Below are 24,301 nucleotides of genomic sequence, written 5' to 3'. Positions count from 1 at the left end.
CCAAACCACCCAGGCTTCCACACCCGATCGCTGAACTGACAGCGACCGCGAAAGCCTAGTGGGCGAGGTTGACCGGAACAATCAGACGGGAGTCGACGGAACACGTAGGATAATTCGCTATGCCTGCCTGACGCGTAGGAGCTTTCCTAGACTGCTATCAGACCTATTTTAAAAGCAGACACTCTGATCATGTGCTTACTGTAATCGGGATCCCTGTCTTCACAGCAAAGCCCGTAAATACGCACTCAAGAACAACCCCACACCAAACACAAAATGCGTGACCAGGCTCTTCAGGCAGTTCCGCGCAGGTGTCGGCGTTCTGGACGCAAAGAACCCTGCCCCCATGGCCGGCTGCATGAAGCACAGCGGCGCCACGACTGTACCCATACCCACAACTACCGCAGGTAAAACAGTAGGCGATCGCAACCAGCCCTCCCCCACGATCACAAGCAGCAGCATCGCGAAAAGCACGCCGGTGGCGTAGTGAATCACCCATCCCCACGCCAACTCATTTCGCACCGGTTCCGCTTTGGCAATCGCTTGGTGCGAAGCACGCCCACCTAGCAGGTGCCCCGCCCAACGCCCGACCATGGCAAAGTTCAGCGTTGCCACACCCAACCGCCTCAGCAGCAGCCCCCACAGGTCCATCACTACTGTGGCGCCGATGCCAATCGGCAACGCAGCTAAAAACATAGCAGTAAACGTCATTGAACAAGCCCTCGAAAGTTGACAGTCCTTACCCATGCCGCGCAGCATAGAAGTTGAAGTCAACTTCAAGTCAAGGGCCCGAAATGGACATTGCCGACGTCGCCAAACGCACAGGCGTACCTGCATCGACACTCCGCTACTACGAGAAGAAAGGCTTGCTCAAGTCCCTGGCCGAGCGCGGCCAGCGACGACAGTTTGCAGCCGATGTGGCGGACAGGCTGGCGCTGATCGCCCTGGGGCAGGCTGCGGGGTTTTCGTTGGATGAAGTCGGGGCGATGTTGGTGGACCTGCAGGTCGACCGGCAGATGCTGAATGCCAAGGCAGACGAACTTGACGCGCGGATCAGGCGCTTGCAGGCCATGAGCAAGGGGTTGCGCCATGCAGCTCAATGCCCTGAGAAAGATCATCTGGCATGCCCGAAATTTCAGCGGCTGATGAAGCTGTCGGCGGCGGGAGCACTGGGCGAAAAGCAGGAAAGAACGAAAGCGTTCGTTACAGATTGAGGTTTTCCGACCCCGGAAATGGAGGCGGCCCCACCAGCCACACCCCGGCACTCGATGTTCCCGCTATGGCTGCTCCCTTCCGGGCCTGACCAGGTTAACGGGTAATCAATGCGGGGGGACCGATGGGGCCACCACTACATGCCTCGCTGAGCAGCGAGTGGCGCCATTGTACCGGTCTTGCGAGCAGATACAACCTCCGGGGCGAGAAAAAGTCATCATTTCTCAATGACTTGTCAGAGTCGAGACGGCCTGGACGGGCCTCTCGCGGGTAAACCCTCCCCACAGGCACCGCTTGAATGTCGCAAGCAGCACCGTCCCTGTGGGAGCGGGCTTGCCCGCGAAGCAGGCGCCGCGATGGATGGCACCAGCTACGCCGGTGTTCGCGGGCACGCCCGCTCCCACAGGGCCGCGGATGCCTAGACCGCTATGCCCTGCTCAGCCAGGAAGGTAACGAAGGCATCTTCATCCAGCACCTTCACACCCAGCTCAGCAGCCTTGGCCAGCTTGGAGCCTGCCCCAGGCCCTGCCACCACGCAGTGGGTCTTGCCCGAAACGGAACCGGCTACCTTGGCCCCCAGGCTTTCCAATTTGTCCTTGGCAATGTCCCGGCTCATACGCTCTAGCGTCCCGGTCAAGACCCAAGTCTGCCCGGCCAGCGGCAAGCCTTCGGCTACCTTCTTCTCACAGCCCCAGTGCATGCCGAACGCCAGCAGCTGTGCCTCGATGTCCCGGGCCAGCTTCTGGTTCGCTTCATCCTTGAAGAACTCGCGCACCGCGTCAGCCTGCTTAGCCGCCAGGGCCTGGCGCAGGTCGATGCCGTCGGCGGCAATGATCTTGTCCAGGCTGTCGAGCCTGGCCACCAGCTTCTCGGCGCCGGTAGGGCCGACAGAGGCGATGTCGAGCTTGGCGATCATCCCGGCCAGGGTAGTGCTGGCAGCGAACTCGGCAGCCAGCTCGCCTTCGTCCTGCAACTGCATACCGCTGTCGAGCAGTTGCTGGATAACCTTCTGGTTGTGCTCGTCTTCAAAGAAGTTGTGGATCTCGTAGGCAACCTCCAGGCCGATGTCCGGCAGGTAGGTGAGCACCTGCGGCAGCGCCTGCTGCACGCGGGCCAGGCTACCCAGCGAGCGGGCCAGCACCTTGGCGGTCTCTTCGCCTACATCAGGAATGCCCAGGGCGTAGATGAAACGCGCCAGGCTCGGGCGTTTGCTTGCTTCAATGGCATCGAGCAACTTCCTGCTGGACACCTCGGCGAAGCCTTCAAGGCCGACGATCTGCTCGAACTGCAGCTTGTACAGGTCAGCCGGCGAGCCGATCAGGCCCTCATCCACCAACTGCTCGACGCTCTTCTCGCCCAGGCCGTCGATGTCCATAGCGCGGCGCGATACATAGTGAATGATCGCTTGCTTGAGCTGGGCGCCGCAGGCCAGGCGGCCGACACAGCGGTACACCGCGCCTTCGCTGGTGGTTTCCTTGCCTTTGCTGCGCTTTACCAGCCGGGTACGCTCGACCTGCGAGCCACAGACCGGGCATGCGCTTGGCACCTCTACCGGGCGGGCGTCTACCGGACGACGCTCAAGCACCACCTGCATCACCTGCGGGATCACATCACCGGCACGACGAATGATCACCGTATCGCCAATGCGCAGGCCCAGGCGGGCGATTTCGTCCATGTTGTGCAAGGTGGCGTTGGACACGGTCACACCGGCCACCTTGACCGGCTTCAGGCGCGCCACAGGCGTGACTGCACCCGTACGACCAACCTGGAACTCAACATCCAGCACCTCGGTCAGCTCTTCCATGGCCGGGAACTTGTGGGCAATCGCCCAGCGTGGCTCACGGGCGCGGAAGCCCAGCTCGCGTTGAGCGGCCAGGCTGTTGACCTTGAACACTACCCCGTCGATCTCATAAGGCAGGCTGTTACGCCGCTCGCCAATGTCACGGTAGTAGGCCAGGCACTCTTCGATGCCCGCAGCATGCTTGAGCTCGCGGCTGATCGGCAGGCCCCAGACCTTGAGTTGCTCGAGGATACCGATGTGGCTGTCGCCTATGCTCTCGGACACCTGGCCGACGCCATAACAGCAGAATTCCAGCGGGCGGCTGGCGGTAATTTTCGAATCCAGCTGGCGCAAGCTGCCAGCGGCAGCGTTGCGCGGGTTGGCGAAGGTCTTGCCACCGGCCTCGGCCTGGGCGGCATTGAGCCGGTCGAAGCCGGCCTTGCTCATGTACACCTCGCCGCGCACCTCCAGCACTGCCGGCCAGCCCTTACCCTGCAACTTGAGCGGGATGTTGCGCACAGTGCGTACGTTGGCACTGATGTCTTCGCCAGTGGTGCCGTCGCCACGGGTGGCACCCTGCACCAGCTGGCCGTCACGGTACAGCAGGCTCACGGCCAGGCCATCGAGTTTGGGTTCGCAGCTGTAGTCGACCGCGCCGGGCTGGTCGAGACCTTCTACCACACGGCGGCCGAACTCACGCAGGTCGGCTTCTTCGAAGGCATTGCCCAGGCTGAGCATGGGCACTTCGTGGCGCACTTGGCTGAACGCCGCCAAGGCAGCGCCGCCAACGCGCTGGGTGGGCGAGTCAGGGGTTACCAGGTGCGGGTGTTCGGCTTCCAGCGCCTTGAGCTCGTTGAACAGGCGGTCGTATTCAGCATCGGGCACGCTGGGCTCGTCGAGCACGTAGTAGCGATAGTTGTGCTGGTCGAGCTCGGCACGCAGTTCGAGGATACGGGATTCGGCGGTCATGGATTGTCTTCTCTTGCAAAGCAAAAGAGCAGCTTGGGGTGGTGCGTGGGGTTCTAGGGAGTCGTTGCCTGTGCCGGCCTCTTCGCGGGTAAACCCGCTCCTACAAAGGCATGTGGTGCCCTCGTAGGAGCGGGTTTACCCGCGAAGAAGCTGGCACAGGCAACGATGATGCCCGAACCGGCCAGCACGCCCTCAGGCTGCTCTTTCGTCTGGATCTGTCAGCGTTTCTGGGTCAGCGCGCGGCGCTCGAACTCGACGATACGCTGGCGATAGTGCTCGATGGTCTGGGCAGTCAGTACGCTGCGCTGGTCATCCTTGAGCTCACCGTTCAGTTCGTGGGCCAGCTTGCGTGCTGCGGCAACCATCACATCGAAGGCCTGCTTCGGATGACGCGGGCCCGGCAAACCGAGGAAGAAGCTCACAGCGCGGGTGCTGAAGTGGTCGATGTCGTCCAGGTCGAACACGCCAGGCTTGACTGCGTTGGCCATGGAGAACAGCACCTCGCCGTGACCGGCCATGCTCTCGTGACGGTGGAAGATGTCCATTTCGCCGAAGCGCAAGCCGCTTTCCAGGATGTTCTGCAGCAACGCCGGGCCCTTGAAGCCACCCTCGTCGCGGGAGATCACGCTGATGACCAGCACCTCTTCAGCGGGTGGCAACTCCTTGACGCTGCTGCTGGCAGGCGCTGCGCCGCTGCTACGGTTGTTGTCGGCGGCAAAGTCGTCATCGCTGTCAGCAAACAGGTCGGGCTCGCGTTGCTCGGCGCTCAGGTTCAGGTCACCCTGCTGCATATCGGCAGCCGCACTGGCACGCTTGCCGCGCTTACTGGCCTTGACCGGCTTGGGCTCACGCTCGCGATCACGCGAAGACGCGCTGAGCGAAGGCAGGTCGCTTTCGTCCAGCTCAGGCTCCTTGTGGGTATCGAGCACCCTCGGCGGGCCGAGCACCTCGGCACTGCCACCCTCTTCGTCCGGCAGGTTGGAATAACTACGATCCAGACGGAATTTCAACTTGCCTTTCCCGCCGCGCATGCGGCGCCAGCCGTCGAAAAGAATCCCGGCAATAACAATGATGCCGATAACGATCAGCCACTCGCGCAGACCGATTTCCATGTAATCCCGTGCCTCTATAAAAATATGCTTGAAAACAAAGGGTTCAAAGCCCTTTAACACGTGGCGCCAACTCTATGTTCTGACAGGCGTTTTACCCACGCAAAAAACGAGTGACATTAAGCTAGCACGACCAAAGACAACTTTACACCGTCTGTCGCACATGGCGGGGGCATTTCGCTACAGAATGTGCCCCTATCGTCGTACATCAAGCGTCGACCATGGCCATGGCCGCCTCCACATCAACCGCAACAAGGCGTGAACAACCCGGTTCATGCATGGTCACCCCCATCAATTGATCCGCCATCTCCATCGCAATCTTGTTATGGGTGATGTAGATGAACTGCACGCTTTCACTCATTTCCTTGACCAGACGCGCGTAGCGCCCGACGTTGGCATCGTCCAGCGGCGCATCGACCTCGTCGAGCATGCAGAACGGTGCGGGGTTCAACTTGAAGATGGCAAACACCAGCGCCAAAGCGGTCAGTGCCTTCTCGCCGCCGGACAGCAAATGGATGGTGCTGTTCTTCTTGCCCGGGGGGCGCGCCATGATCGTCACCCCTGTATCGAGTAGATCTTCGCCCGTCAGTTCCAGATAAGCGCTGCCACCACCGAAAACTTTTGGGAAAAGTGCCTGTAATCCGGCATTTATCTGATCAAAGGTATCCTTGAAGCGGTTGCGGGTCTCCTTGTCGATTTTGCGGATGACGTTTTCGAGGGTTTCCAGCGCTTCGACCAGGTCGGCGTCCTGGGCGTCCAGGTAACGTTTGCGCTCGGACTGCTGCTCGTATTCTTCGATGGCCGCCAGGTTGATCGCCCCCAGGCGCTGGATGCGCGCCTCAAGCTGCTCCAGCTCCTGTTCGGTACCCTGCTCGCTGGCCTCGGCTTCCAGGGTGGCGAGCACGCCTTGCAGGTCATAACCGTCGGCCAGCAACTGCTCTTGCAGGGTCTTGCGCCGCACATCCAGGCCCTGGCACTCCAGGCGCAGTTGCTCCAGTTGACCGCGCAGCAACTGGGCCTGCTGCTCGGCCTGGGTGCGGCGCTTTTCGGCATCGCGCAGTTCGCGGTCGGCTTCGTCCATGTGCAGGCGAGCCAGGCGCATTTCCTCGTCCACACTCATGCGCCGCTCCAGCAGTTCCTCCAGCTTCAGGCGCAGTTCTTCCTGCGGGGCTTCCCCCTCCTCCAGGTTCAGGCTCAGTTGCTCCTGGCGCTCGGTCAGGCGCGCAGCTTGCAGCTCCAGGCGCTCCAGCGCCTGGCGGGTAGAATCGTACTGGGCACGCAGCGACCCCAGGCGCACCGCCAGCTGGTGAGCGTGGTCCTTGTGCTGCCTAGCCTCCTGACGCACCCGATCGAGGCTTTCGCGCAGGGTATCGCGGCGGGCCATCAACTGTTCGCGCTGCTCGGTGTCCTGGGCCATGAGCTCCAGAGCCTCTTGTAGCAGCAGGCGTGCTTCGCCCAGTTGCTCGTGTTCCAGGGCGCGCTGTTCTTCCAGCTCGCCCAGCTCTTCGTGCAGGCGGCGGCGGCGCAGCTCGACCTGCTCGGCGCGCGCGCGGCTGGCCGAAAGACTGGCCTTCAGCTCGCCGTGCAGGCGGTTTTCATCCTGTGTGCGGCGGCGCAACTGTTCGCGCTGCTCCTCCAGGTCCAGTTGCTGCTCGCGCAGGGCCTGCAACTGTTGATCGAGCTGTTCCAGCGCCGCTTCCTGTTCCAGTTGCTCCTGGCCCAGGCGTTCGATTTCCTGGCCACGCGCCAGCACGCCGCCTTCGGCCTCGCCGCCCCGGCGCACCCGCAGGAAGTGCCGGCCGACCCAATAGCCATCGCGGCTGACCAGGCTCTGCCCTTCGCCGAGCGACCCGCGCTGCTCCAGTGCCTGGGCCAGGTCTTCCACAGGCCTGACCTGGCCCAGCCAGGGCGCCAGGTCGATACGGCCCTCGACCTTCTCCAGCAAGCTGCCGGGCAACGTCGCCCCCGCGCTGACGGCCAGCAGCAAGCGCAGTTCACCCTGCTCCAGGCCGGCAAAATCGAGGTCGTTGAAATCGTCCACCAGCACAGCCTGCAAATCGGCGCCAAGCACGGTCTCTACCGCCAGCTCCCAACCCGGCTCCACCCGCAAGCCTTCGGCCAGCCGCGGCTGTTGCTCCAGCCCTTGGCCGTGCAGCCATTGCGCAGCACCTGCGCCCGGCTCCAGGGCGGCCTGCTGCAAGGCTTCAAGCGAGGCCAGGCGCCCGCCCAGGCGCTGCAGGTCGCCCTGTGCCTGCTGTTGCGCCTGGGTGGCCTGCTGCAGTTGCTCGCGTGCGTTTTCCAGGCGCTCGATCACCTGCTCTTCGCAGAGCTGCAGTTCTTCCAGCAGCATTTCGCTGCTGGCCAGCTGCTCGGCCAGTTCGAGCATGGCAGCATCCTGGGGGTCGCTGCCCAGTTGTTCGCGCTCCTCGACCAACTTGCGCTGGCGCTCGGTCTGGCGCTCAAGGCTGGCTTCCAGCTGCTGCAATCGCGCCTGCTGCACTTCGGCCTGACGGCGCGGTTCGGCGGAACTGCTGTTGAAGCTGTCCCACTGCTCCTGCCAGCCGTGCATGCCCAGTTCGGCCTCTTCAAGCGCGGCAGCGGCTTCCTCGGCAGCCGCCAGGGTCATTTCCTGCTCGGGTTCAAGCATGGCCAGCTCTTCGCCCAGGGTCGCCAGCAAGGTGCGGTCGTGCCCCAGGTGCGATTCGGTTTCCAGACGTGTGCGCTCGGCTTCCTTGAAGTCGTCCTGCAACTGCCGCAGGCGCTGCTGGCCGTGCTGAATGCTCTGCTCGACCCGGGCGATGTCACCGGCAACCGAGTAGAAACGGCCCTGCACCTGATTGAAACGTTCGGACAGTTCGTGATGACCGTCGCGCAGGCGTTCGATGCTGGCATCGGCATTGCGCTGCTCGGCCACCAGCGCCTCGTGAGAAACGCCCTGATCGCCGATCACCGACTCGCGCTGGCGGACTTGTTCGTCCAGGCCTCGCCAGCGCAAGGCAGACAGGCGCGCTTTCATCTGGCGCTCCTGAGCCTTGTACTCACGGTACTTCTCGGCGGCCTGGGCCTGGCGATGCAGACGCTCCAGCTGGCGTTCGAGCTCTTCGCGCAGGTCGGTCAGGCGCGCCAGGTTTTCCTGAGTGCGACGGATGCGGTTCTCGGTTTCGCGGCGGCGCTCCTTGTATTTGGAAATGCCAGCCGCTTCCTCGATGAAGTTGCGCAGCTCCTCGGGCTTGGCCTCGATCAGCTTGGAGATCATGCCCTGCTCGATGATCGAGTAACTGCGCGGCCCCAGCCCCGTCCCGAGGAAGATATCGGTGATGTCACGCCGGCGGCATTTGGTGCCGTTGAGGTAATAGCTATTCTGCCCGTCGCGGGTAACCTTGCGGCGGATCGATATCTCGGCGTAGGCGGCATACTCGCCGACCAGAGTGGTTTCGCTGTTGTCGAACACCAGCTCGATACTGGCCTGGCTGACCGGCTTGCGGCCACTGGAGCCGTTGAAGATGACGTCGGTCATCGACTCGCCGCGCAGGTTCTTCGCCGAACTCTCGCCCATCACCCAACGCACCGCGTCGATGATATTGGACTTGCCGCAGCCGTTTGGGCCGACCACGGCCGCCATGTTGCTGGGGAAGTTGACCGTGGTCGGGTCGACGAACGACTTGAACCCGGCCAGGCGAATGCACTTCAGGCGCATCGGTCAGCCTCTGGCCAGTGCCGCCAGCACCAGTTCGCAGCTGCGCTGGCCATAGGCGGTGAGCACCTCACGAATGCGCGGCAGGTCGCGGGAGACCACGGCTTCGAGCAGGCGGGCGAACAGGTCGAGATAGTCGCTCATGTTGGCCTGGCGCTGGTCCAGCGACAGGTAATAGGCACGGCTCATGGCCGGCTGCAGGTTTTCCACGGTTTCCTGCAGGAACGGGTTGTCGGCGAACGGGTAGGCCGCACGCATGACCGCAAAACTGTCGGCGACGAAGGTCTTGATGTCGAGCTGGTCATGGGCACGCTGCAGCCGCTGCTGGATCTCCAGAAACGGGCGCAGGTCGGCTTCGGTGCGCCATTTTTGCGCAACCGCATTGCCCAGCAGGATGTAGAACTCGCCCATCAGCGAGCACAGGCTGCGAACGCTGCGCTCGTCCAGCACGGTCACATGGGCACCCCGGCGCGGCAGGATCGCCACCAGATGGCGGCGTTCGAGGATCAGCAGTGCCTCACGCACCGAGCCGCGGCTGACGTTGAGCGCCTGGGTAACCTTCTGCTCCTGGATACGTTCGCCTGGCGCCAGCTCGCCGCGAATGATGCGTTCGGCCAGGTAATCGGCAATCTGCTCGGAGAGGCTGTCCGGGGCCTTGAACGTCATGGTTTTCCTTCAAAATCATTGAACTGGGCACAAGGGGCGAATTGTAGCGTACTTGGGCGGTAGTCGCGCAGAGGGGCCAGGTGGTTTATTTGACCTGTCAGACAGCCACGCGCCCGGCGCGATCTATGCTTGGAATAGAGGCAGTGTGTTCGGCTGGGCATGGACATGTGCAATTTCTTGACCTTTGAGTCAGAAAAATATTGACCTGCTAGACAGGTCTTGCTTAGAGTCCGCCCAACAACAATAAAACCATTGCGAGGCCATCCCCGTGATCCAGTTTCTCGTCAACCAGGAGCTGCGTAGTGAGCACGCCCTGGACCCAAACATGACGGTGCTGCAGTACCTGCGCGAGCACCTGGGCAAAACCGGCACCAAGGAGGGCTGCGCCAGTGGAGACTGCGGTGCGTGCACCGTGGTGGTCGGCGAACTGAGCCAGGACGACCAAGGCAACGACAGCCTGCGCTACCGCAGCCTCAATTCGTGCCTGACCTTTGTGTCGTCGCTGCACGGCAAGCAACTGATCAGCGTCGAGGGTCTCAAACAACAGGGCCAACTGCACAGCGTTCAACAAGCGATGGCAGACTGCCACGGATCGCAATGCGGCTTCTGCACGCCCGGCTTCGTCATGTCACTGTTTGCCCTGCAAAAGAACAGCAGCGGCCCCGACCTGCACCAGGCCCAGGAAGCCCTGGCTGGCAACCTGTGCCGCTGCACCGGTTACCGGCCGATCCTCGACGCCGCCGAGCAGAGCTGCCGCCAGCCCTGCCGCGACCAGTTCGATAGCCAGCAGGCGCAAACCATCAGCCGCCTCAAGGCCATTGCCCCGACCCAGACCGGCGAGCTGAACAGCGGCGACAAGCGCTGCCTGGTGCCGCTGACCGTCTCCGACCTGGCCGACCTGTACAGCTCGCACCCTGAAGCGCGCCTGCTCGCGGGGGGGACCGACCTGGCGCTGGAAGTCACCCAGTTCCACAAGACCTTGCCCGTGATGATCTACGTCGGCCATGTGGCGGAGCTCAAGCGCATCGAGAAAACCGCCAGCCACCTGGAAATCGGCGCCGCCACGCCGCTGACTGACTGCTACACCGCGCTGAACGAAGAGTACCCTGACTTCGGGGCACTGCTTCACCGCTTCGCCTCGCTGCAGATCCGCAACCAGGGCACCCTCGGCGGCAACATCGGCAACGCCTCGCCGATCGGCGACTCGCCACCCTTGCTGATCGCGCTGGATGCACAGGTCGTCCTGCGCCAGGGCGAGCGCCAGCGGGTGATGCCACTGGAAGACTACTTCATCGATTACCGCATCACTGCCCGACAGGACAGCGAGTTCATCGAGAAGATCATTGTGCCGCGCGCCACCAGCGACTGGGCGTTCCGCGCCTATAAAGTGTCCAAACGCCTGGACGATGATATCTCCGCCGTGTGCGGGGCGTTCAACCTCAGCATCGAAGACGGCGTAGTCAGCGGTGTACGCATCGCCTTCGGCGGCATGGCGGCGATCCCCAAACGCGCCCGCGCCTGTGAGGCGGCGCTACGTGGCAAGCCATGGGACCAGGCTGCCATCGAGCGCGCCTGCCAGGCCCTGGCCGAAGACTTCACCCCGCTCAGCGACTTCCGCGCCAGCAAGGAATACCGCCTGCTGACCGCGCAGAACCTGCTGCGCAAGTATTTCATCGAACAGCAAACACCGCACATCGAAACCCGGGTGACCGCTTATGTCTAACCATCACGTAGCCAAAAGCCAGGCCGAGATGGCCGAACTGTTCAGCCAGGACCTGACCACCGGGGTGGGCCGTAGCGTCAAGCACGACAGCGCCGACAAGCATGTATCCGGCGAGGCTGTGTACATCGACGACCGCCTGGAATTCCCCAACCAGTTGCACGTCTATGCCCGCACCGCCGACCGCGCCCATGCGCGTATCCTGCGCATCGATACCACGCCGTGCTACGCCTTCGAGGGCGTGCGCATTGCCATCACCCACGAAGACATCCCCGGCCTGAAGGACATCGGCCCGGTGGTGGCCGGCGACCCGCTTCTGGCCATCGACAAGGTCGAGTTCTTCGGCCAGCCGGTGCTCGCTGTCGCTGCCCGCGATCTTGAAACCGCACGTAAAGCGGCCATGGCCGCCATCGTCGAGTACGAAGACCTGGAACCGGTGCTGGACGTGGTCGAGGCGCTGCACAGGAAGCACTTCGTGCTCGATAGCCACACCCACCAGCGCGGCGATTCGGCTGCCGCCCTGGCCAGCGCCCCGCACCGCATTCAGGGCACCCTGCACATCGGCGGCCAGGAGCACTTCTACCTGGAAACGCAGATTTCCTCGGTAATGCCTACCGAAGACGGCGGCATGATCGTCTACTGCTCCACGCAGAACCCCACCGAAGTGCAGAAACTGGTCGCCGAAGTGCTCGACGTGCCGATGAACAAGGTGGTGCTGGACATGCGCCGCATGGGTGGCGGTTTTGGCGGCAAGGAAACCCAGGCCGCCAGCCCGGCATGCCTGTGCGCGGTAGTTGCGCGCCTGACCGGCCAACCAACCAAGATGCGCCTGCCGCGGGTCGAAGACATGACCATGACCGGCAAGCGCCACCCGTTTTACGTCGAGTATGACGTGGGCTTCGACGACAACGGCCGGCTGCACGGCATCAATTTCGACCTGGCCGGCAACTGCGGCTATTCGCCCGACCTGTCCGGTTCGATCGTCGACCGCGCCATGTTCCACTCCGACAACGCTTACTACCTGGGCGATGCCACCGTCCACGGCCACCGCTGCAAGACCAACACCGCCTCCAACACCGCCTACCGCGGCTTTGGCGGCCCACAGGGCATGGTCGCCATCGAGCAGGTGATGGACCATATCGCCCGCCATCTGGGCCGTGACCCGCTGGCCGTGCGCAAGGCCAACTATTACGGCAAGACCGAACGCAACGTCACCCACTACTACCAGACCGTCGAGCACAACATGCTCGAAGAGATGACCGCCGAACTGGAAGCCAGCAGCGACTATGCAGAACGCCGCGAGTCGATCCGCCGCTTCAACGCCAACAGCCCGATCCTGAAGAAAGGCCTGGCACTGACACCAGTCAAGTTCGGCATTTCGTTCACCGCCACCTTCCTCAACCAGGCCGGTGCACTGATCCATATTTACACCGACGGCAGCATTCACCTGAACCACGGCGGCACCGAGATGGGCCAGGGCCTGAACACCAAGGTAGCCCAGGTGGTAGCGCAGATCTTCCAGGTGGACTTCAGCCGCATCCAGATCACCGCCACCAACACCGACAAGGTACCCAACACCTCGCCTACGGCTGCGTCCAGCGGCGCCGACCTTAACGGCAAGGCGGCGCAGAACGCGGCTGAAATCCTCAAGCGCCGCCTGACCGAGTTTGCCGCACGGCACTATCAGGTGACCGAGGAAGACGTCGAGTTCCGTAACGGCCATGTGCGCGTGCGCGACCAGATCGTCAGCTTCGAGCAACTGGTGCAGCAGGCTTACTTCGCTCAGGTGTCGCTGTCCAGCACCGGGTTCTACCGCACGCCGAAAATCTTCTACGACCGCAGCCAGGCACGCGGCCGGCCGTTCTACTACTTCGCCTTTGGCGCTGCCTGCGTGGAAGTGATCGTCGATACGCTGACCGGCGAATACAAGATGTTGCGCGCCGACATCCTGCACGACGTGGGCGATTCGCTGAACCCTGCGATCGACATCGGCCAGGTAGAGGGCGGTTTCATCCAGGGCATGGGCTGGCTGACTACCGAAGAGCTGGTGTGGAACGCCAAAGGCAAGCTGATGACCAACGGCCCGGCCAGCTACAAGATCCCGGCCGTGGCCGACATGCCACTGGACTTGCGGGTGAAACTGGTGGAGAACCGCAAAAACCCGGAAGACACCGTGTTCCACTCCAAGGCCGTGGGCGAGCCACCGTTCATGCTCGGCATCGCTGCCTGGTGTGCAATCAAGGATGCCGTGGCCAGCCTCGCCGACTACCGCGTGCAGCCGCAGGTGGATGCGCCAGCTACACCTGAGCGGGTGCTGTGGGGCTGCGAGCAGATGCGCAAGGCAGTGGCTGAAACACAGTCGCGCGAACTGGAACTGGAAACCATCACCCCCTGACAACGCAAGGCCCTGGCAGGTGCGGGTAAAACCGCTCCTACCAGGGTCGGCAGCATGGCTTAGAGAGGTTGCATCATGCACCAATGGATCAACGCCCTCGCCGACCACCAGTCACGTGGCGAAGCCTGCGTGCTGGTGACCATCATCGAGGAACGCGGCTCGACACCGCGCAATGCCGGCTCAAAGATGGTGGTCAGCGCCAGCGGCCTGTTCGACACCATCGGCGGTGGGCACCTCGAATACAAAGCCTTGCACATCGCCCGACAAATGCTCGAAGAGCAGCGCACCACCCCGCACCTGGAGCGCTTCAGCCTCGGCGCCAGCCTGGGCCAGTGTTGCGGCGGCGCCACCGTGCTGCTGTTCGAGCCGATGGCCGCTGTGCAGGCGCAGATCGCCGTGTTCGGCGCGGGCCATGTCGGCAGGGCTCTGGTACCCTTGCTCGCCGCGCTCCCCTGCCGGGTGCGCTGGATTGACTCGCGTGAACAGGAATTCCCCGAACTCATCCCCAAGGGGGTGACCAAGGTCGTCAGTGAGGAACCGGTCGACGAAGTCGCGGACCTGCCGCCCGGCAGCTACTGCATCGTCATGACCCACAACCACCAGCTCGACCTGGAACTGACCGCCGCCATTCTCAAGCGCAATGATTTCACCTGGTTCGGCCTGATCGGCTCGAAGACCAAACGGGTCAAGTTCGAGCACCGCCTGCGCGAGCGAGGTTTCGACGAGGCCGTCATGGCCCGCATGCGCTGCCCCATGGGCCTGACCGAGGTCAAGGGCAAGCTGCCCATCGAGATCGCCGTGTCTATCGCCGGTGAAATCATTGCCACTTACAACGCCTGCTTCGGCCAGCACGACGCTGCCGCCAATGCCGGCCCCATTGCCCAATTGCTGCCGCCCTCCCGCCGCAGCCAAGCCATTTGACGAGTGTGTTATGACCGTTACCCGCAAAGCCTACCGTGCCGCCATCCTGCACAGCATTGCCGACCCGGCCGAGGTGGGCCTGGAGGCTTCCCATGAATACTACGAAGACGGCCTGCTGGTGGTCGACGATGGCCGCATCAGCGCCGTTGGGCACGCCAGTGAACTGCTGCCGACGCTGGATGCCGGCATCCCGGTCGAGCACTACCAGGACGCGCTGATCACCCCGGGCTTCATCGATACCCACATCCACTTCCCGCAGACCGGCATGATCGGCTCGTACGGCGAGCAGTTGCTGGACTGGCTGAACACCTACACCTTCCCTTGCGAAAAGCAGTTCGCCGACAAAGACCACGCCGACCAGGTGGCGAAGATCTTCCTCAAAGAACTGCTGCGTAACGGCACCACCACTGCGCTGGTATTCGGCAGCGTGCACCCGGAGTCGGTGAATGCCCTGTTCGAAGAGGCTGAACGCCTGGACCTGCGCCTGATCGCCGGCAAGGTAATGATGGATCGCAACGCGCCGGACTACCTGACCGACACCGCCGAGTCCGGCTATGCCGAAAGCAAGGCACTGATCGAGCGCTGGCACGGCAAAGGCCGCCTGCACTATGCAGTGACTCCGCGCTTCGCCCCAACCAGCACGCCGGAGCAATTGACCCTGGCCGGCCAATTGCTCAAGGAGCACCCGGGCGTGTACATGCACACGCACCTGTCGGAAAACCTCAAGGAAATCGACTGGGTCAAGTCGCTGTTCCCCGAGCAGAAGGGTTATCTGGACGTCTACGATCACTTCGAGCTGCTGGGCGAGCGCTCGGTGTTTGCCCACGGCGTGCACCTGTGCGACGAAGAGTGCCAGCGCCTGGCCGAAACCGGCTCGGCCGTGGCCTTCTGCCCCACCTCCAACCTGTTCCTCGGCAGCGGCCTGTTCAACCTGCCCCAGGCCGAGCGGTTCAAGGTCAACGTGGGCCTGGGTACCGACGTTGGCGCCGGCACCAGCTTCTCTCTGCTTAACACCCTGAACGAGGCATACAAGGTGATGCAGCTGCAAGGCGCGCGCCTGCACCCGTACAAATCGCTATACCTGGCCACCCTCGGCGGCGCTCGCGCGCTACGCCTGGAGGACCGTATCGGCAGCCTGCGCCCGGGCAACGATGCCGACTTCGTGGTGCTGGACTACAAGGCCACGCCACTGCTGGACTACCGCATCCAGCAGTCCAACAGCATCGAAGAAACCTTGTTCGTACTCACCACCCTGGGCGATGACCGTACCGTGCGTGAAACCTACGCCGCCGGGCGCTGCGTGCACCAGCGCTAAGGTTCTTTCGCCAGGCCTCGATACAGCGCGCCGCCGATTGCAGCACCGATCAGCGGCGCCACCCAGAACAGCCACAGCTGCTGCAGGGCCCAGCCACCGACGAACAAGGCCGGCCCCGTGCTACGCGCGGGGTTGACCGAAGTATTGGTGATCGGGATCGAGATCAGGTGGATCAGGGTAAGGGCCAGACCGATGGCGATGGGTGCAAAACCTGCCGGTGCGCGAGAGTCGGTCGCACCCATGATCACCACCAGGAACATGGCGGTCATCACCACTTCACTGACAAAGCCCGCACCCAGCGTATAGCCACCGGGCGAGTGGTCGGCGTAGCCGTTTGAAGCCAACCCAGAAGACAACTCGAACCCGGCCTTGCCGCTGGCGATGAGGTAGATCACCCCGGCCGCCAGGATGGCACCGATCACCTGGGCGATCACATAAGGCAGCAGCTCTTTGGCAGGGAAGCGCCCGCCTACCACCAGCCCGAACGACACGGCAGGGTTTAGATGGCAGCCCGAGATATGGCCGATGGCGAAGGCCATGGTCAGTACGGTGAGGCCGAAGGCGAAGGCGACACCGAGCACACCGATGCCGAGAGGGGAACTGGCTGCGAGTACCGCACTGCCACAGCCACCAAGGACCAGCCAGAAGGTGCCGATCAGTTCGGCCCCCATGCGTTTACCCAGGGACATGCTCATGAATCCGTTCCTCAAGAAGTTGAACGCAACGAATGCGCAAGCCCAACTGCTTGATGAAGGTTTGCTCACAAGAATTTAGCAGACCTTTGGGTTATGGCCAGTAGTGGCTGGGGGCTGCCGTGCAGCCCCTCGATCACACCAGCAAACGATCAACCCTTGACGGAAACCTTGGGCTTTTTCAACAGATGCGAGAACACCGCATGCAAATCGTCCGAGGCGCTCTCCTCGTCCAGGTTCAGCTTGCTGTCGATGTGGTCCATGTGATGCATCATCAGGCTCACGGCCTGCTCGGCATCGCGCGCCTCGATGGCATCGATAAGCTGCATGTGCTCATCGTAAGAGCAGTGCGAGCGGTTGCCGCTTTCGTACTGGGCAATGATCAGCGAAGTCTGCGAGACCAGGCTGCGCTGGAAACTCACCAGCGGTGCATTGCCCGCCGCTTCGGCCAGCTTGAGGTGGAACTCACCGGAAAGGCGGATGCCGGCACCCCGGTCACCGCGCGAGAAGCTGTCGCGCTCCTCACGCACCATCTGCCGCAGCTCGTTGAGCTGGTCGAGGGTAGCATGCTGCACCGCCAGCTCGGTGATGGCGCGTTCGACCATGCGCCGCGAGAAGAACACCTGGCGCGCCTCTTCCACGGTCGGGCTGGCCACCACCGCGCCGCGGTTCGGCCGCAGCAGCACCACGCTTTCGTGGGCCAGGCGCGACAAGGCGCGGCGGATGATGGTGCGGCTGACGCCAAAGATCTCGCCCAGCGCTTCCTCGCTCAACTTGGTGCCCGGAGCCAGACGCTGCTCGAGGATGGCCTCGAAAATATGCGCGTAGACGATGTCGTCCTGGGTACCGCTGCGGCCGGCCTTGCCGACTCGTGCAGGTTTTTTCAGAGGTTGCAGCTGTTCGTTCATGGGCTCTCGAGGCACGAAGAGAAAGTATGGCGCCATTGTACACAGGCTGAGGCGATTCCGCAGGGGGCGTTTTACCTATATAGCCGTTGTACGACGCATTGCGCATACAAAACATAAAACATTATTTGCATTATTTGTACACAAAAGCATAATCCATCGAGCAACTTCTTGACCCTTGAGTCAACAAAACGGTCAGACGTCTGCCTTCCCTCGCGGAGCCGCCAAGTGCATTGCGCAGGAAACTGGCTCCATAACAACAAGAAAGACTTGAGGAGTACCCGCTGTGGAAAGCCGCAAATCCGAAGCCCCTACGCTGGATCTCGCCCCACCGCTCGAAACGAGCTGGCTGGAGCGGATTTTCAAACTCAAGCAACACGGCAGCACCGTCAGAACCGAAATGATCGCCGGGGTGACCACCTTCATCACCATGGCCTACATCATCTTCGTCAACCCCAACATCATGGCCGACGCCGGCATCGACCATGGTGCCGCTTTTGTCGCCACCTGCATCGCCGCCGCGCTGGGCTGCCTGCTGATGGGCCTGTACGCCAACTGGCCGGTAGGCCTGGCGCCAGGCATGGGGCTCAATGCCTTCTTTACCTACACCGTTGTCGGCACCATGGGCTACAACTGGGAAACGGCGCTGGGGGCGGTATTCGTCTCGGGCGTGCTGTTCATGTTCCTGACCTTGTCGAAAGTGCGCGAATGGCTGCTCAACAGCATCCCGGTCAGCCTGCGCCATGCCATGGGGGCCGGCGTCGGATTGTTTCTCGGGCTGATCGGCCTGAAGACCGCAGGCATCATCGTCGACAGCCCTGCCACCCTGATCAAGCTGGGCTCGCTGCATGAACCGGGGCCGCTGTTGGCAGCCGTGTGCTTCCTGCTGATCGCCATCCTCAGCTACAAGCGGGTCTTCGGCGCGATCCTGATCAGCATCATCGGTGTCACCGTCGCCGGCTGGGGCCTGGGCCTGGTCAAGTTTGGCGGGGTGATGTCGATGCCGCCGAGCCTGGCGCCCACCTGGATGGCCATGGACGTGGCTGGCGTGTTCAACGTCAGCATGATCAGCGTGGTGCTGGCGTTCCTCTTCGTGCACATGTTCGACACTGCCGGCACGCTGATGGGCGTCGCGCAACGAGCCAACCTGGTGGCGCCGGACGGGCGTATCGAGAACCTGTCGAAGGCGTTGAAGGCTGACAGTGCCTCGAGTGTGTTCGGCGCGGTGGTAGGTGTACCGCCGGTGACCAGCTATGTGGAGAGTGCTGCGGGGGTTGCCGCAGGTGGCCGAACCGGCCTGACGGCTGTGGTGGTAGGCCTGCTGTTCATCGCCGCGATGTTCTTCGCGCCGCTGGCCGGGATGATTCCTGCCTACGCGACAGCCGGTGCACTGATCTACGTTGCAATGCTGATGATGGGTAGCATGGCGCATATCCATTGGGATGAGGCCACCGACAGCATTCCGGCGATCGTCACGGTGATCATGATGCCGCTTACGTTCTCGGTCGCCGATGGTATTGCCCTGGGCTTCATCAGCTATGTGGCATTGAAGGCGGGTACCGGCAAGTACAAGGAAATCTCGGCCAGCCTGTGGGTGCTGTGCGCGATCTTCATTGCCAAGTTCGTGTTCCTCTGAGCACCGGTAGCCTGGCTCGATATCGCGTCGTACAAACAAGGCGGTCGCGCGCGCCTGCCACAGGCGTTACTGGCCCGAAACAAACGTAGGAGCGAGCAAAGCTCGCGATGCGCCGCGCGGGCGGCGCTCGATTTCTGCCACCCCCTAAAACCCACGGCAAACACACCCGGCCATTGCGCAACGTCATGCCAGGCGGTGTGGCCTTGAAGGTATGGCGGTAGAGGTACGTCGCCTGGGAGATCGAGCGCCGTTTGTATGGCGGTAGAGGTGCGTCGCCTGGGAGATCGAGCGCCGCCCGCGCGGCGCATCGCGAGCTGCGCTCGCTCCTACGTTTGTTTCGGGCCAATCATTCCTGTGGGATTTGCGCGCGTACGCCTTGGCGCATGGCTCGATATCGCGTCGTACAAACAAGGCGGTCGCGCGCGCCTGTCACAGGCGTTACTGGCCAGAAACAAACGTAGGAGCGAGCGCAGCTCGCGATGCGCCGCGCGGGCGGCGCTCGATTTCTGCCACCCCCTGAAACCCACGGCAAACACACCCGGCCATTGCGCAACGTCATGCCGGGCGGTGTGGCCTTGAACGTATGGCGGTAGAGGTACGTCGCCTGGGAGATCGAGCGCCGCCTGTATGGCGGTAGAGGTGCGTCGCCTGGGAGACCGAGCGCCGCCCGCGCGGCGCATCGCGAGCTGCGCTCGCTCCTACGTTTGTTTCGGGCCAATCATTCCTGTGGGATTTGCGCGCGAACGCCTTGGCGCATGGCTCGATATCGCGCCGTACAAACAAGGCGGTCGCGCGCGCCTGCCACAGGCGTTACTGGCCAGAAACAAACGTAGGAGCGAGCGCAGCTCGCGATGCGCCGCGCGGGCGGCGCTCGATTTCTGCCACCCCCTGAAACCCACGGCAAACACACCCGGCCATTACGCAACGTCATGCCGGGCGGTGTGGCCTTGAAGGTATGGCGGTAGAGGTACGTCGCCTGGGAGATCGAGCGCCCCCACATCACACACCACTTTCCTGCAGACGAAAAAAAGCCCGCCAGTGTGAGAGCGGGCCAAAGGACCTACGAAGATTCTTCTAGCGACCAACTAGCTTCCACGATAGGTCGAATAGCTGTACGGCGAAATCAGCAGCGGCACATGGTAGTGCTCCTGCGACTCGTCGATGCCAAAACGCAGCACAACAACATCCAGAAACGCCTGGGCCGGCAGTTGCACGCCACGGGCGCGGTAGTAATCACCAGCGCTGAACTGCAGCTGGTAAACACCCGTACGGTAATCTTCCCCCTGCAACAGCGGCGCGTCGACGCGGCCATCGCTGTTGGTCAGGGCGGTGTTCACCAGCTCCAGCTGCTGGCCTTCGACGCGATACAGCTCGACCTTGATCGAGCTACCCGGGCAGCCATGCGCGGCATCCAGTACGTGTGTGGTCAAACGTCCCATTGCGTGTCGCCTCTTGTTCAATCTGTGGGCAAAAAATACTCAGCCATCGCACCAGCATAGCGCCTGCGGCAGGCGGGAATGACGTTATTAAGACATTCCGCCTCAAGATTGTACACAATTTTTTATCCCCCTCCGTCACAGCCTCCATTTGCTGCCCATAAACGACCCATCGGTCGCAAATACACGCACCATAACGATGCCAACTTCATTAGCTGACCAAACAGGCAGGTTTCTTGCACTGTATTTCCAGGTCGCTGTCAGGCGACAAAAGGGAAGAAATGCGGAAAAACAGGCTTACAAAAGATTTCAGAAGTTGTATACAATCAGCCCATCCGGTGGTGCGACATACCGACGCGGCCCGCCCACCCCCCGCACTAACGCACAAGAAGGAAGACTGCAGTGAGCGCTGATTACCCTCGCGACCTGATCGGTTACGGCAACAACCCTCCTCACCCGCAATGGCCGGGTAACGCCCGCATTGCGCTGTCTTTCGTCCTCAATTACGAAGAAGGTGGCGAGCGCAACATCCTGCACGGTGACAAGGAATCCGAAGCCTTCCTGTCCGAGATGGTCGCTGCCCAGCCACTGCAGGGCCAGCGCAACATGAGCATGGAGTCGCTGTATGAATACGGCAGCCGTGCCGGTGTATGGCGCCTGCTGAAGCTGTTCAAGGACAGCGGCGTACCACTCACCATCTTCGCCGTGGCCATGGCCGCCCAGCGCCACCCCGACGTGATCCGCGCCATGGTCGAAGCCGGCCACGAGATCTGCAGCCACGGCTACCGCTGGATCGACTACCAGAACATGGACGAGGCCCAAGAGCGCGAGCACATGCTCGAAGCCATCCGTATCCTCACCGAACTCACTGGCGAGCGCCCGCTGGGCTGGTACACCGGCCGTACCGGCCCGAACACCCGCCGCCTGGTGATGGAGGAAGGTGGTTTCCTCTATGACAGCGACACCTACGACGACGACCTGCCCTACTGGGAGCCAAACAACCCCACTGGCAAGCCGCACCTGGTGATCCCCTACACCCTGGACACCAACGACATGCGCTTCACCCAGGTACAGGGCTTCAACTGCGGCGAGCAGTTCTTCCAGTACCTGAAAGACGCCTTTGATGTGCTGTACGCCGAAGGCGCCGAAGCACCGAAAATGCTTTCCATCGGCCTGCACTGCCGCCTGGTCGGCCGCCCGGCACGCCTGGCAGCACTCAAGCGCTTCGTCGATTACGCAAAAAGTCATGACCAGGTCTGGTTCGCCCGTCGCGTGGATATCGCCCGCCACTGGCACACCACCCACCCGTACAAGAAAGAGAACGCCTGATGACCGCCTTCAATACCCTCAAACCATCCGCCCTGGACCGTGACGCCTTCGTCAAGGCCTTCGCCGATATCTACGAGCACTCGCCGTGGGTTGCCGAAAAAGCCTATGACCTGGGCCAACTGGGCGAGCTGGACGAGATCGAGGCACTGCACCAGCGCATGAGCGACATCCTGCTCAGCGCCAACCACGCCGACCAGCTGGCGCTGATCAACGCTCACCCGGACCTGGCCGGCAAGGCAGCCATCCAGGGCGAGCTGACAGAATCGAGCACCAACGAACAGGCCGGCGCCGGCATTCACCAGTGCACCGCCGAGGAGTTCGCCCGCTTCACCGAGCTGAACGATGCCTACAAAGCCAAGTTCCAGTTCCCGTTCATCATGGCGGTGAAGGGCAGCAACCGGCACCAGATTCTCGCCGCCTTTGAAAAGCGCATCCACAACGATGCCAATGCCGAATTCAAGGAAGCCCTGACGCAGATCAACCAGATCGCCCTGTTCCGCCTGCTGCAGCTGTAAGCAACAGCCGAACCTTATTCAGAAAACGAACAATAGAAGAGATAACCGCATGCGCACCCTGATGATCGAGCCCTTGACCAAAGAAGCCTTCGCCCAGTTCGGAGACGTGATCGAAACCGACGGCAGCGACCACTTCATGATCAACAACGGCTCGACCATGCGCTTTCACAAGCTCGCCACGGTCGAAACCGCCGAGCCTGAAGACAAGGCGATCATCAGCATCTTCCGCGCCGACGCGCAGGACATGCCGCTGACCGTGCGCATGCTGGAACGCCATCCGCTGGGCAGCCAGGCTTTCATCCCGCTGCTCGGCAACCCCTTTCTGATCGTGGTCGCGCCGGTTGGCGATGCACCTGTATCAGGCTTGGTCCGAGCCTTCCGCAGTAATGGCAGGCAGGGCGTTAATTACCATCGCGGCGTCTGGCACCACCCGGTGCTGACGATCGAAAAGCGGGATGATTTCCTGGTGGTTGATCGCAGTGGTTCTGGCAACAACTGCGATGAGCATTACTTCACCGAGGAACAGATGCTGATCCTCAATCCCCACCAATAAGAAAAGGTCAGTCATCTTCTCGGTGACTGGCAGAGGTACATACTGTGGAAGCACACCTTCACGAATGGCTGAACCTGAGCATTCGCTGGGTTCACATGATCACCGGCGTCGCCTGGATCGGTGCATCGTTCTACTTCGTCTGGCTGGAGAACCACCTGAACCGAAGCAACCCGCGCGATGGGTTGTCGGGTGATCTCTGGGCGATTCACGGCGGTGGTATCTACCACCTGGAGAAATACAAGCTCGCCCCACCGAAAATGCCCGAGAACCTGCATTGGTTCAAATGGGAAGCCTACTTCACCTGGATGTCCGGTATCGCCCTGCTGTGCGTGGTGTTCTACTGGAACCCGGCCCTGTACCTGCTGGCGCCTGGCAGCACCCTGAGCGGTGCCGAAGGCGTGGCCATCGGTATCGGTTCGCTGATCGCTGGCTGGTTCATCTACGACTTCCTGTGCGACTCGCCCCTGGGCAAGAAGCCAGCGCTGCTCGGTGGTGTGCTGTTCGTGCTGATCATCGCGGCCTGCTGGGGCTTCAGCCTGGTGTTCAGCGGCCGTGGTGCATACCTGCACACCGGCGCGATCATCGGCACCATCATGGTCGGTAACGTGTTCCGCATCATCATGCCGGCCCAACGCCAGCTGGTGGCGGCGATCGAGAACAACCAGACGCCCGACCCGGTACTGCCGGCCAAGGGCCTGCTGCGCTCGCGTCACAACAACTACTTCACCCTGCCGGTGCTGTTCATCATGATCAGCAACCATTTCCCGAGCACCTACGGTAGCCAGTACAACTGGCTGATCCTGGCCGGTATCGCAGTAGCCGCGGTTCTGATCCGCCACTACTTCAACACCCGCCACGACAGCAACAAGTACGCCTGGACCCTGCCCGTCGGCGCTCTGGCGATGATCTGCCTGGCTTACGTTACCGGCCCGAAACCGATGGCCGTAAGCCCTGAGCAAGCAGCAGCGAAGATCGAGTACCAGCCGCTGCCGGCAACTGCGGTAGGCGGCAAGACCGCTGCCGAGCAGCGCGCCGAGGACGCTGCAAAGGCTGCCGAAGCACCCACCGCACCAGCACAAGCTCCCGCCCAGGCCGCTGCCCAGGCCGGTGGCGACTTCGACAAGATCCACAATGTCATCCAGGAACGCTGCACAGTGTGCCACTCGTCCAAGCCGACCAGCCCACTGTTCAGCGCCGCTCCTGCCGGCGTGATGTTCGACACTCCGCAGCAGATCCAGGCCCAGGCCGCGCGCATTCAGGCGCAAGCGGTTGCCAGCCAGATCATGCCGCTGGGCAACATCACCCAGATGACCACCGAAGAGCGCAAGCTCGTCGGTGAATGGATCGCCAAAGGCGCCCAGGTCAACTGACAGCACCTCGCCAGGCAACCCGCCCTCAGGGAATCACCATTCCCTGTAGGAGCGGGCTTGCCCGCGAAGAGGCCGGTAGCCCCGGCC

General features: G+C 62.3%; 18 protein-coding genes and 1 other RNA gene. 10 read left to right on the top strand and 9 right to left on the bottom strand.

Annotated features, from left to right (window positions below):
* Positions 1 to 219 precede the first annotated feature (219 nt).
* Positions 220 to 708, bottom strand: coding sequence for a DUF2938 domain-containing protein (locus ACE4QZ_RS10050; protein ID WP_021783032.1), 489 nt, complete (start codon positions 706 to 708; stop codon positions 220 to 222).
* Positions 709 to 791: 83 nt separating this feature from the next.
* On the opposite strand from ACE4QZ_RS10050, the gene ACE4QZ_RS10045 reads away from it, so the two are divergent.
* Positions 792 to 1,211, top strand: a complete 420-nt coding sequence (locus tag ACE4QZ_RS10045) for a helix-turn-helix domain-containing protein (protein ID WP_103444718.1) — start codon at positions 792 to 794, stop codon at positions 1,209 to 1,211.
* A 28-nt stretch (positions 1,212 to 1,239) separates the two neighbouring features.
* Here ACE4QZ_RS10045 and ffs read toward each other — a convergent pair.
* The 5 genes from ffs to ACE4QZ_RS10020 form a co-directional block, all read right to left on the bottom strand.
* Positions 1,240 to 1,336, bottom strand: an RNA gene (ffs, locus tag ACE4QZ_RS10040) — signal recognition particle sRNA small type.
* Between the two features lie 291 nt (positions 1,337 to 1,627).
* Positions 1,628 to 3,958 (bottom strand): NAD-dependent DNA ligase LigA, encoded by a 2,331-nt coding sequence (gene ligA / locus ACE4QZ_RS10035; RefSeq protein WP_101196431.1) that lies wholly within the window; start codon positions 3,956 to 3,958, stop codon positions 1,628 to 1,630.
* Between the two features lie 218 nt (positions 3,959 to 4,176).
* Entirely contained in the window at positions 4,177 to 5,070 is an 894-nt protein-coding gene (gene zipA, locus ACE4QZ_RS10030; protein ID WP_021783026.1) for a cell division protein ZipA, read from the bottom strand.
* A 205-nt stretch (positions 5,071 to 5,275) separates the two neighbouring features.
* Positions 5,276 to 8,764, bottom strand: coding sequence for a chromosome segregation protein SMC (gene smc, locus ACE4QZ_RS10025; RefSeq protein WP_275966914.1), 3,489 nt, complete (start codon positions 8,762 to 8,764; stop codon positions 5,276 to 5,278).
* Positions 8,765 to 8,767: 3 nt separating this feature from the next.
* The gene (locus ACE4QZ_RS10020; RefSeq protein WP_021783024.1) at positions 8,768 to 9,427 is read right to left on the bottom strand and encodes a GntR family transcriptional regulator; all 660 of its coding nucleotides are present in this window, start codon (positions 9,425 to 9,427) and stop codon (positions 8,768 to 8,770) included.
* Positions 9,428 to 9,695: 268 nt separating this feature from the next.
* Here ACE4QZ_RS10020 and xdhA point away from each other — a divergent pair, with 268 nt between their 5' ends.
* From xdhA to guaD, 4 genes are all read left to right on the top strand, one after another.
* Complete coding sequence (gene xdhA / locus ACE4QZ_RS10015; protein WP_021783023.1) at positions 9,696 to 11,150, top strand: xanthine dehydrogenase small subunit; 1,455 nt, start codon at positions 9,696 to 9,698, stop codon at positions 11,148 to 11,150.
* Positions 11,143 to 13,542, top strand: a complete 2,400-nt coding sequence (gene xdhB, locus ACE4QZ_RS10010; RefSeq protein ID WP_410480434.1) for a xanthine dehydrogenase molybdopterin binding subunit — start codon at positions 11,143 to 11,145, stop codon at positions 13,540 to 13,542. Before xdhA ends, xdhB begins: the two co-directional genes overlap by 8 nt.
* Positions 13,543 to 13,617: 75 nt before the next feature.
* Positions 13,618 to 14,463, top strand: a complete 846-nt coding sequence (xdhC, locus tag ACE4QZ_RS10005; protein WP_021783021.1) for a xanthine dehydrogenase accessory protein XdhC — start codon at positions 13,618 to 13,620, stop codon at positions 14,461 to 14,463.
* Positions 14,464 to 14,473: 10 nt separating this feature from the next.
* Complete coding sequence (gene guaD / locus ACE4QZ_RS10000) at positions 14,474 to 15,778, top strand: guanine deaminase (RefSeq protein WP_021783020.1); 1,305 nt, start codon at positions 14,474 to 14,476, stop codon at positions 15,776 to 15,778.
* Here guaD and aqpZ read toward each other — a convergent pair.
* The gene (aqpZ, locus tag ACE4QZ_RS09995; protein WP_021783019.1) at positions 15,775 to 16,473 is read right to left on the bottom strand and encodes an aquaporin Z; all 699 of its coding nucleotides are present in this window, start codon (positions 16,471 to 16,473) and stop codon (positions 15,775 to 15,777) included. The genes guaD and aqpZ overlap by 4 nt on opposite strands.
* 149 nt (positions 16,474 to 16,622) lie before the next feature.
* Positions 16,623 to 17,378 (bottom strand): GntR family transcriptional regulator, encoded by a 756-nt coding sequence (locus tag ACE4QZ_RS09990; protein ID WP_021783018.1) that lies wholly within the window; start codon positions 17,376 to 17,378, stop codon positions 16,623 to 16,625.
* A gap of 283 nt (positions 17,379 to 17,661) precedes the next feature.
* On the opposite strand from ACE4QZ_RS09990, the gene ACE4QZ_RS09985 reads away from it, so the two are divergent.
* Positions 17,662 to 19,011, top strand: coding sequence for an NCS2 family permease (locus ACE4QZ_RS09985; RefSeq protein WP_021783017.1), 1,350 nt, complete (start codon positions 17,662 to 17,664; stop codon positions 19,009 to 19,011).
* A gap of 1,085 nt (positions 19,012 to 20,096) precedes the next feature.
* On the opposite strand, the gene uraH is transcribed toward ACE4QZ_RS09985, so the two are convergent.
* Entirely contained in the window at positions 20,097 to 20,450 is a 354-nt protein-coding gene (gene uraH / locus ACE4QZ_RS09980) for a hydroxyisourate hydrolase (RefSeq protein ID WP_021783016.1), read from the bottom strand.
* A 399-nt stretch (positions 20,451 to 20,849) separates the two neighbouring features.
* On the opposite strand from uraH, the gene puuE reads away from it, so the two are divergent.
* Genes puuE through ACE4QZ_RS09960 form a run of 4 tightly spaced genes read left to right on the top strand, consistent with a single transcriptional unit; the run spans position 20,850 to position 24,214 of the window.
* Positions 20,850 to 21,776 (top strand): allantoinase PuuE, encoded by a 927-nt coding sequence (gene puuE / locus ACE4QZ_RS09975; RefSeq protein WP_021783015.1) that lies wholly within the window; start codon positions 20,850 to 20,852, stop codon positions 21,774 to 21,776.
* Positions 21,776 to 22,291 carry a 2-oxo-4-hydroxy-4-carboxy-5-ureidoimidazoline decarboxylase gene (gene uraD / locus ACE4QZ_RS09970; RefSeq protein WP_103462239.1) on the top strand — a complete coding sequence of 172 codons (516 nt, stop codon included), beginning with the start codon at positions 21,776 to 21,778 and terminating at the stop codon, positions 22,289 to 22,291. The genes puuE and uraD overlap by 1 nt, the downstream gene beginning before the upstream one ends.
* A gap of 49 nt (positions 22,292 to 22,340) precedes the next feature.
* Positions 22,341 to 22,844, top strand: a complete 504-nt coding sequence (locus ACE4QZ_RS09965; protein ID WP_003254333.1) for an ureidoglycolate lyase — start codon at positions 22,341 to 22,343, stop codon at positions 22,842 to 22,844.
* 44 nt (positions 22,845 to 22,888) lie between these two features.
* Positions 22,889 to 24,214 (top strand): urate hydroxylase PuuD, encoded by a 1,326-nt coding sequence (locus ACE4QZ_RS09960; protein ID WP_103462238.1) that lies wholly within the window; start codon positions 22,889 to 22,891, stop codon positions 24,212 to 24,214.
* Positions 24,215 to 24,301: the final 87 nt, after the last annotated feature.

The organism is Pseudomonas sp. DCA-1 (genome assembly GCF_046523955.1).
GTDB lineage: Bacteria > Pseudomonadota > Gammaproteobacteria > Pseudomonadales > Pseudomonadaceae > Aquipseudomonas > Aquipseudomonas putida_Y.
The sequence above is the reverse complement of the archived record's forward strand: the minus strand, read 5'-3'. Positions and strand labels throughout refer to the sequence as shown.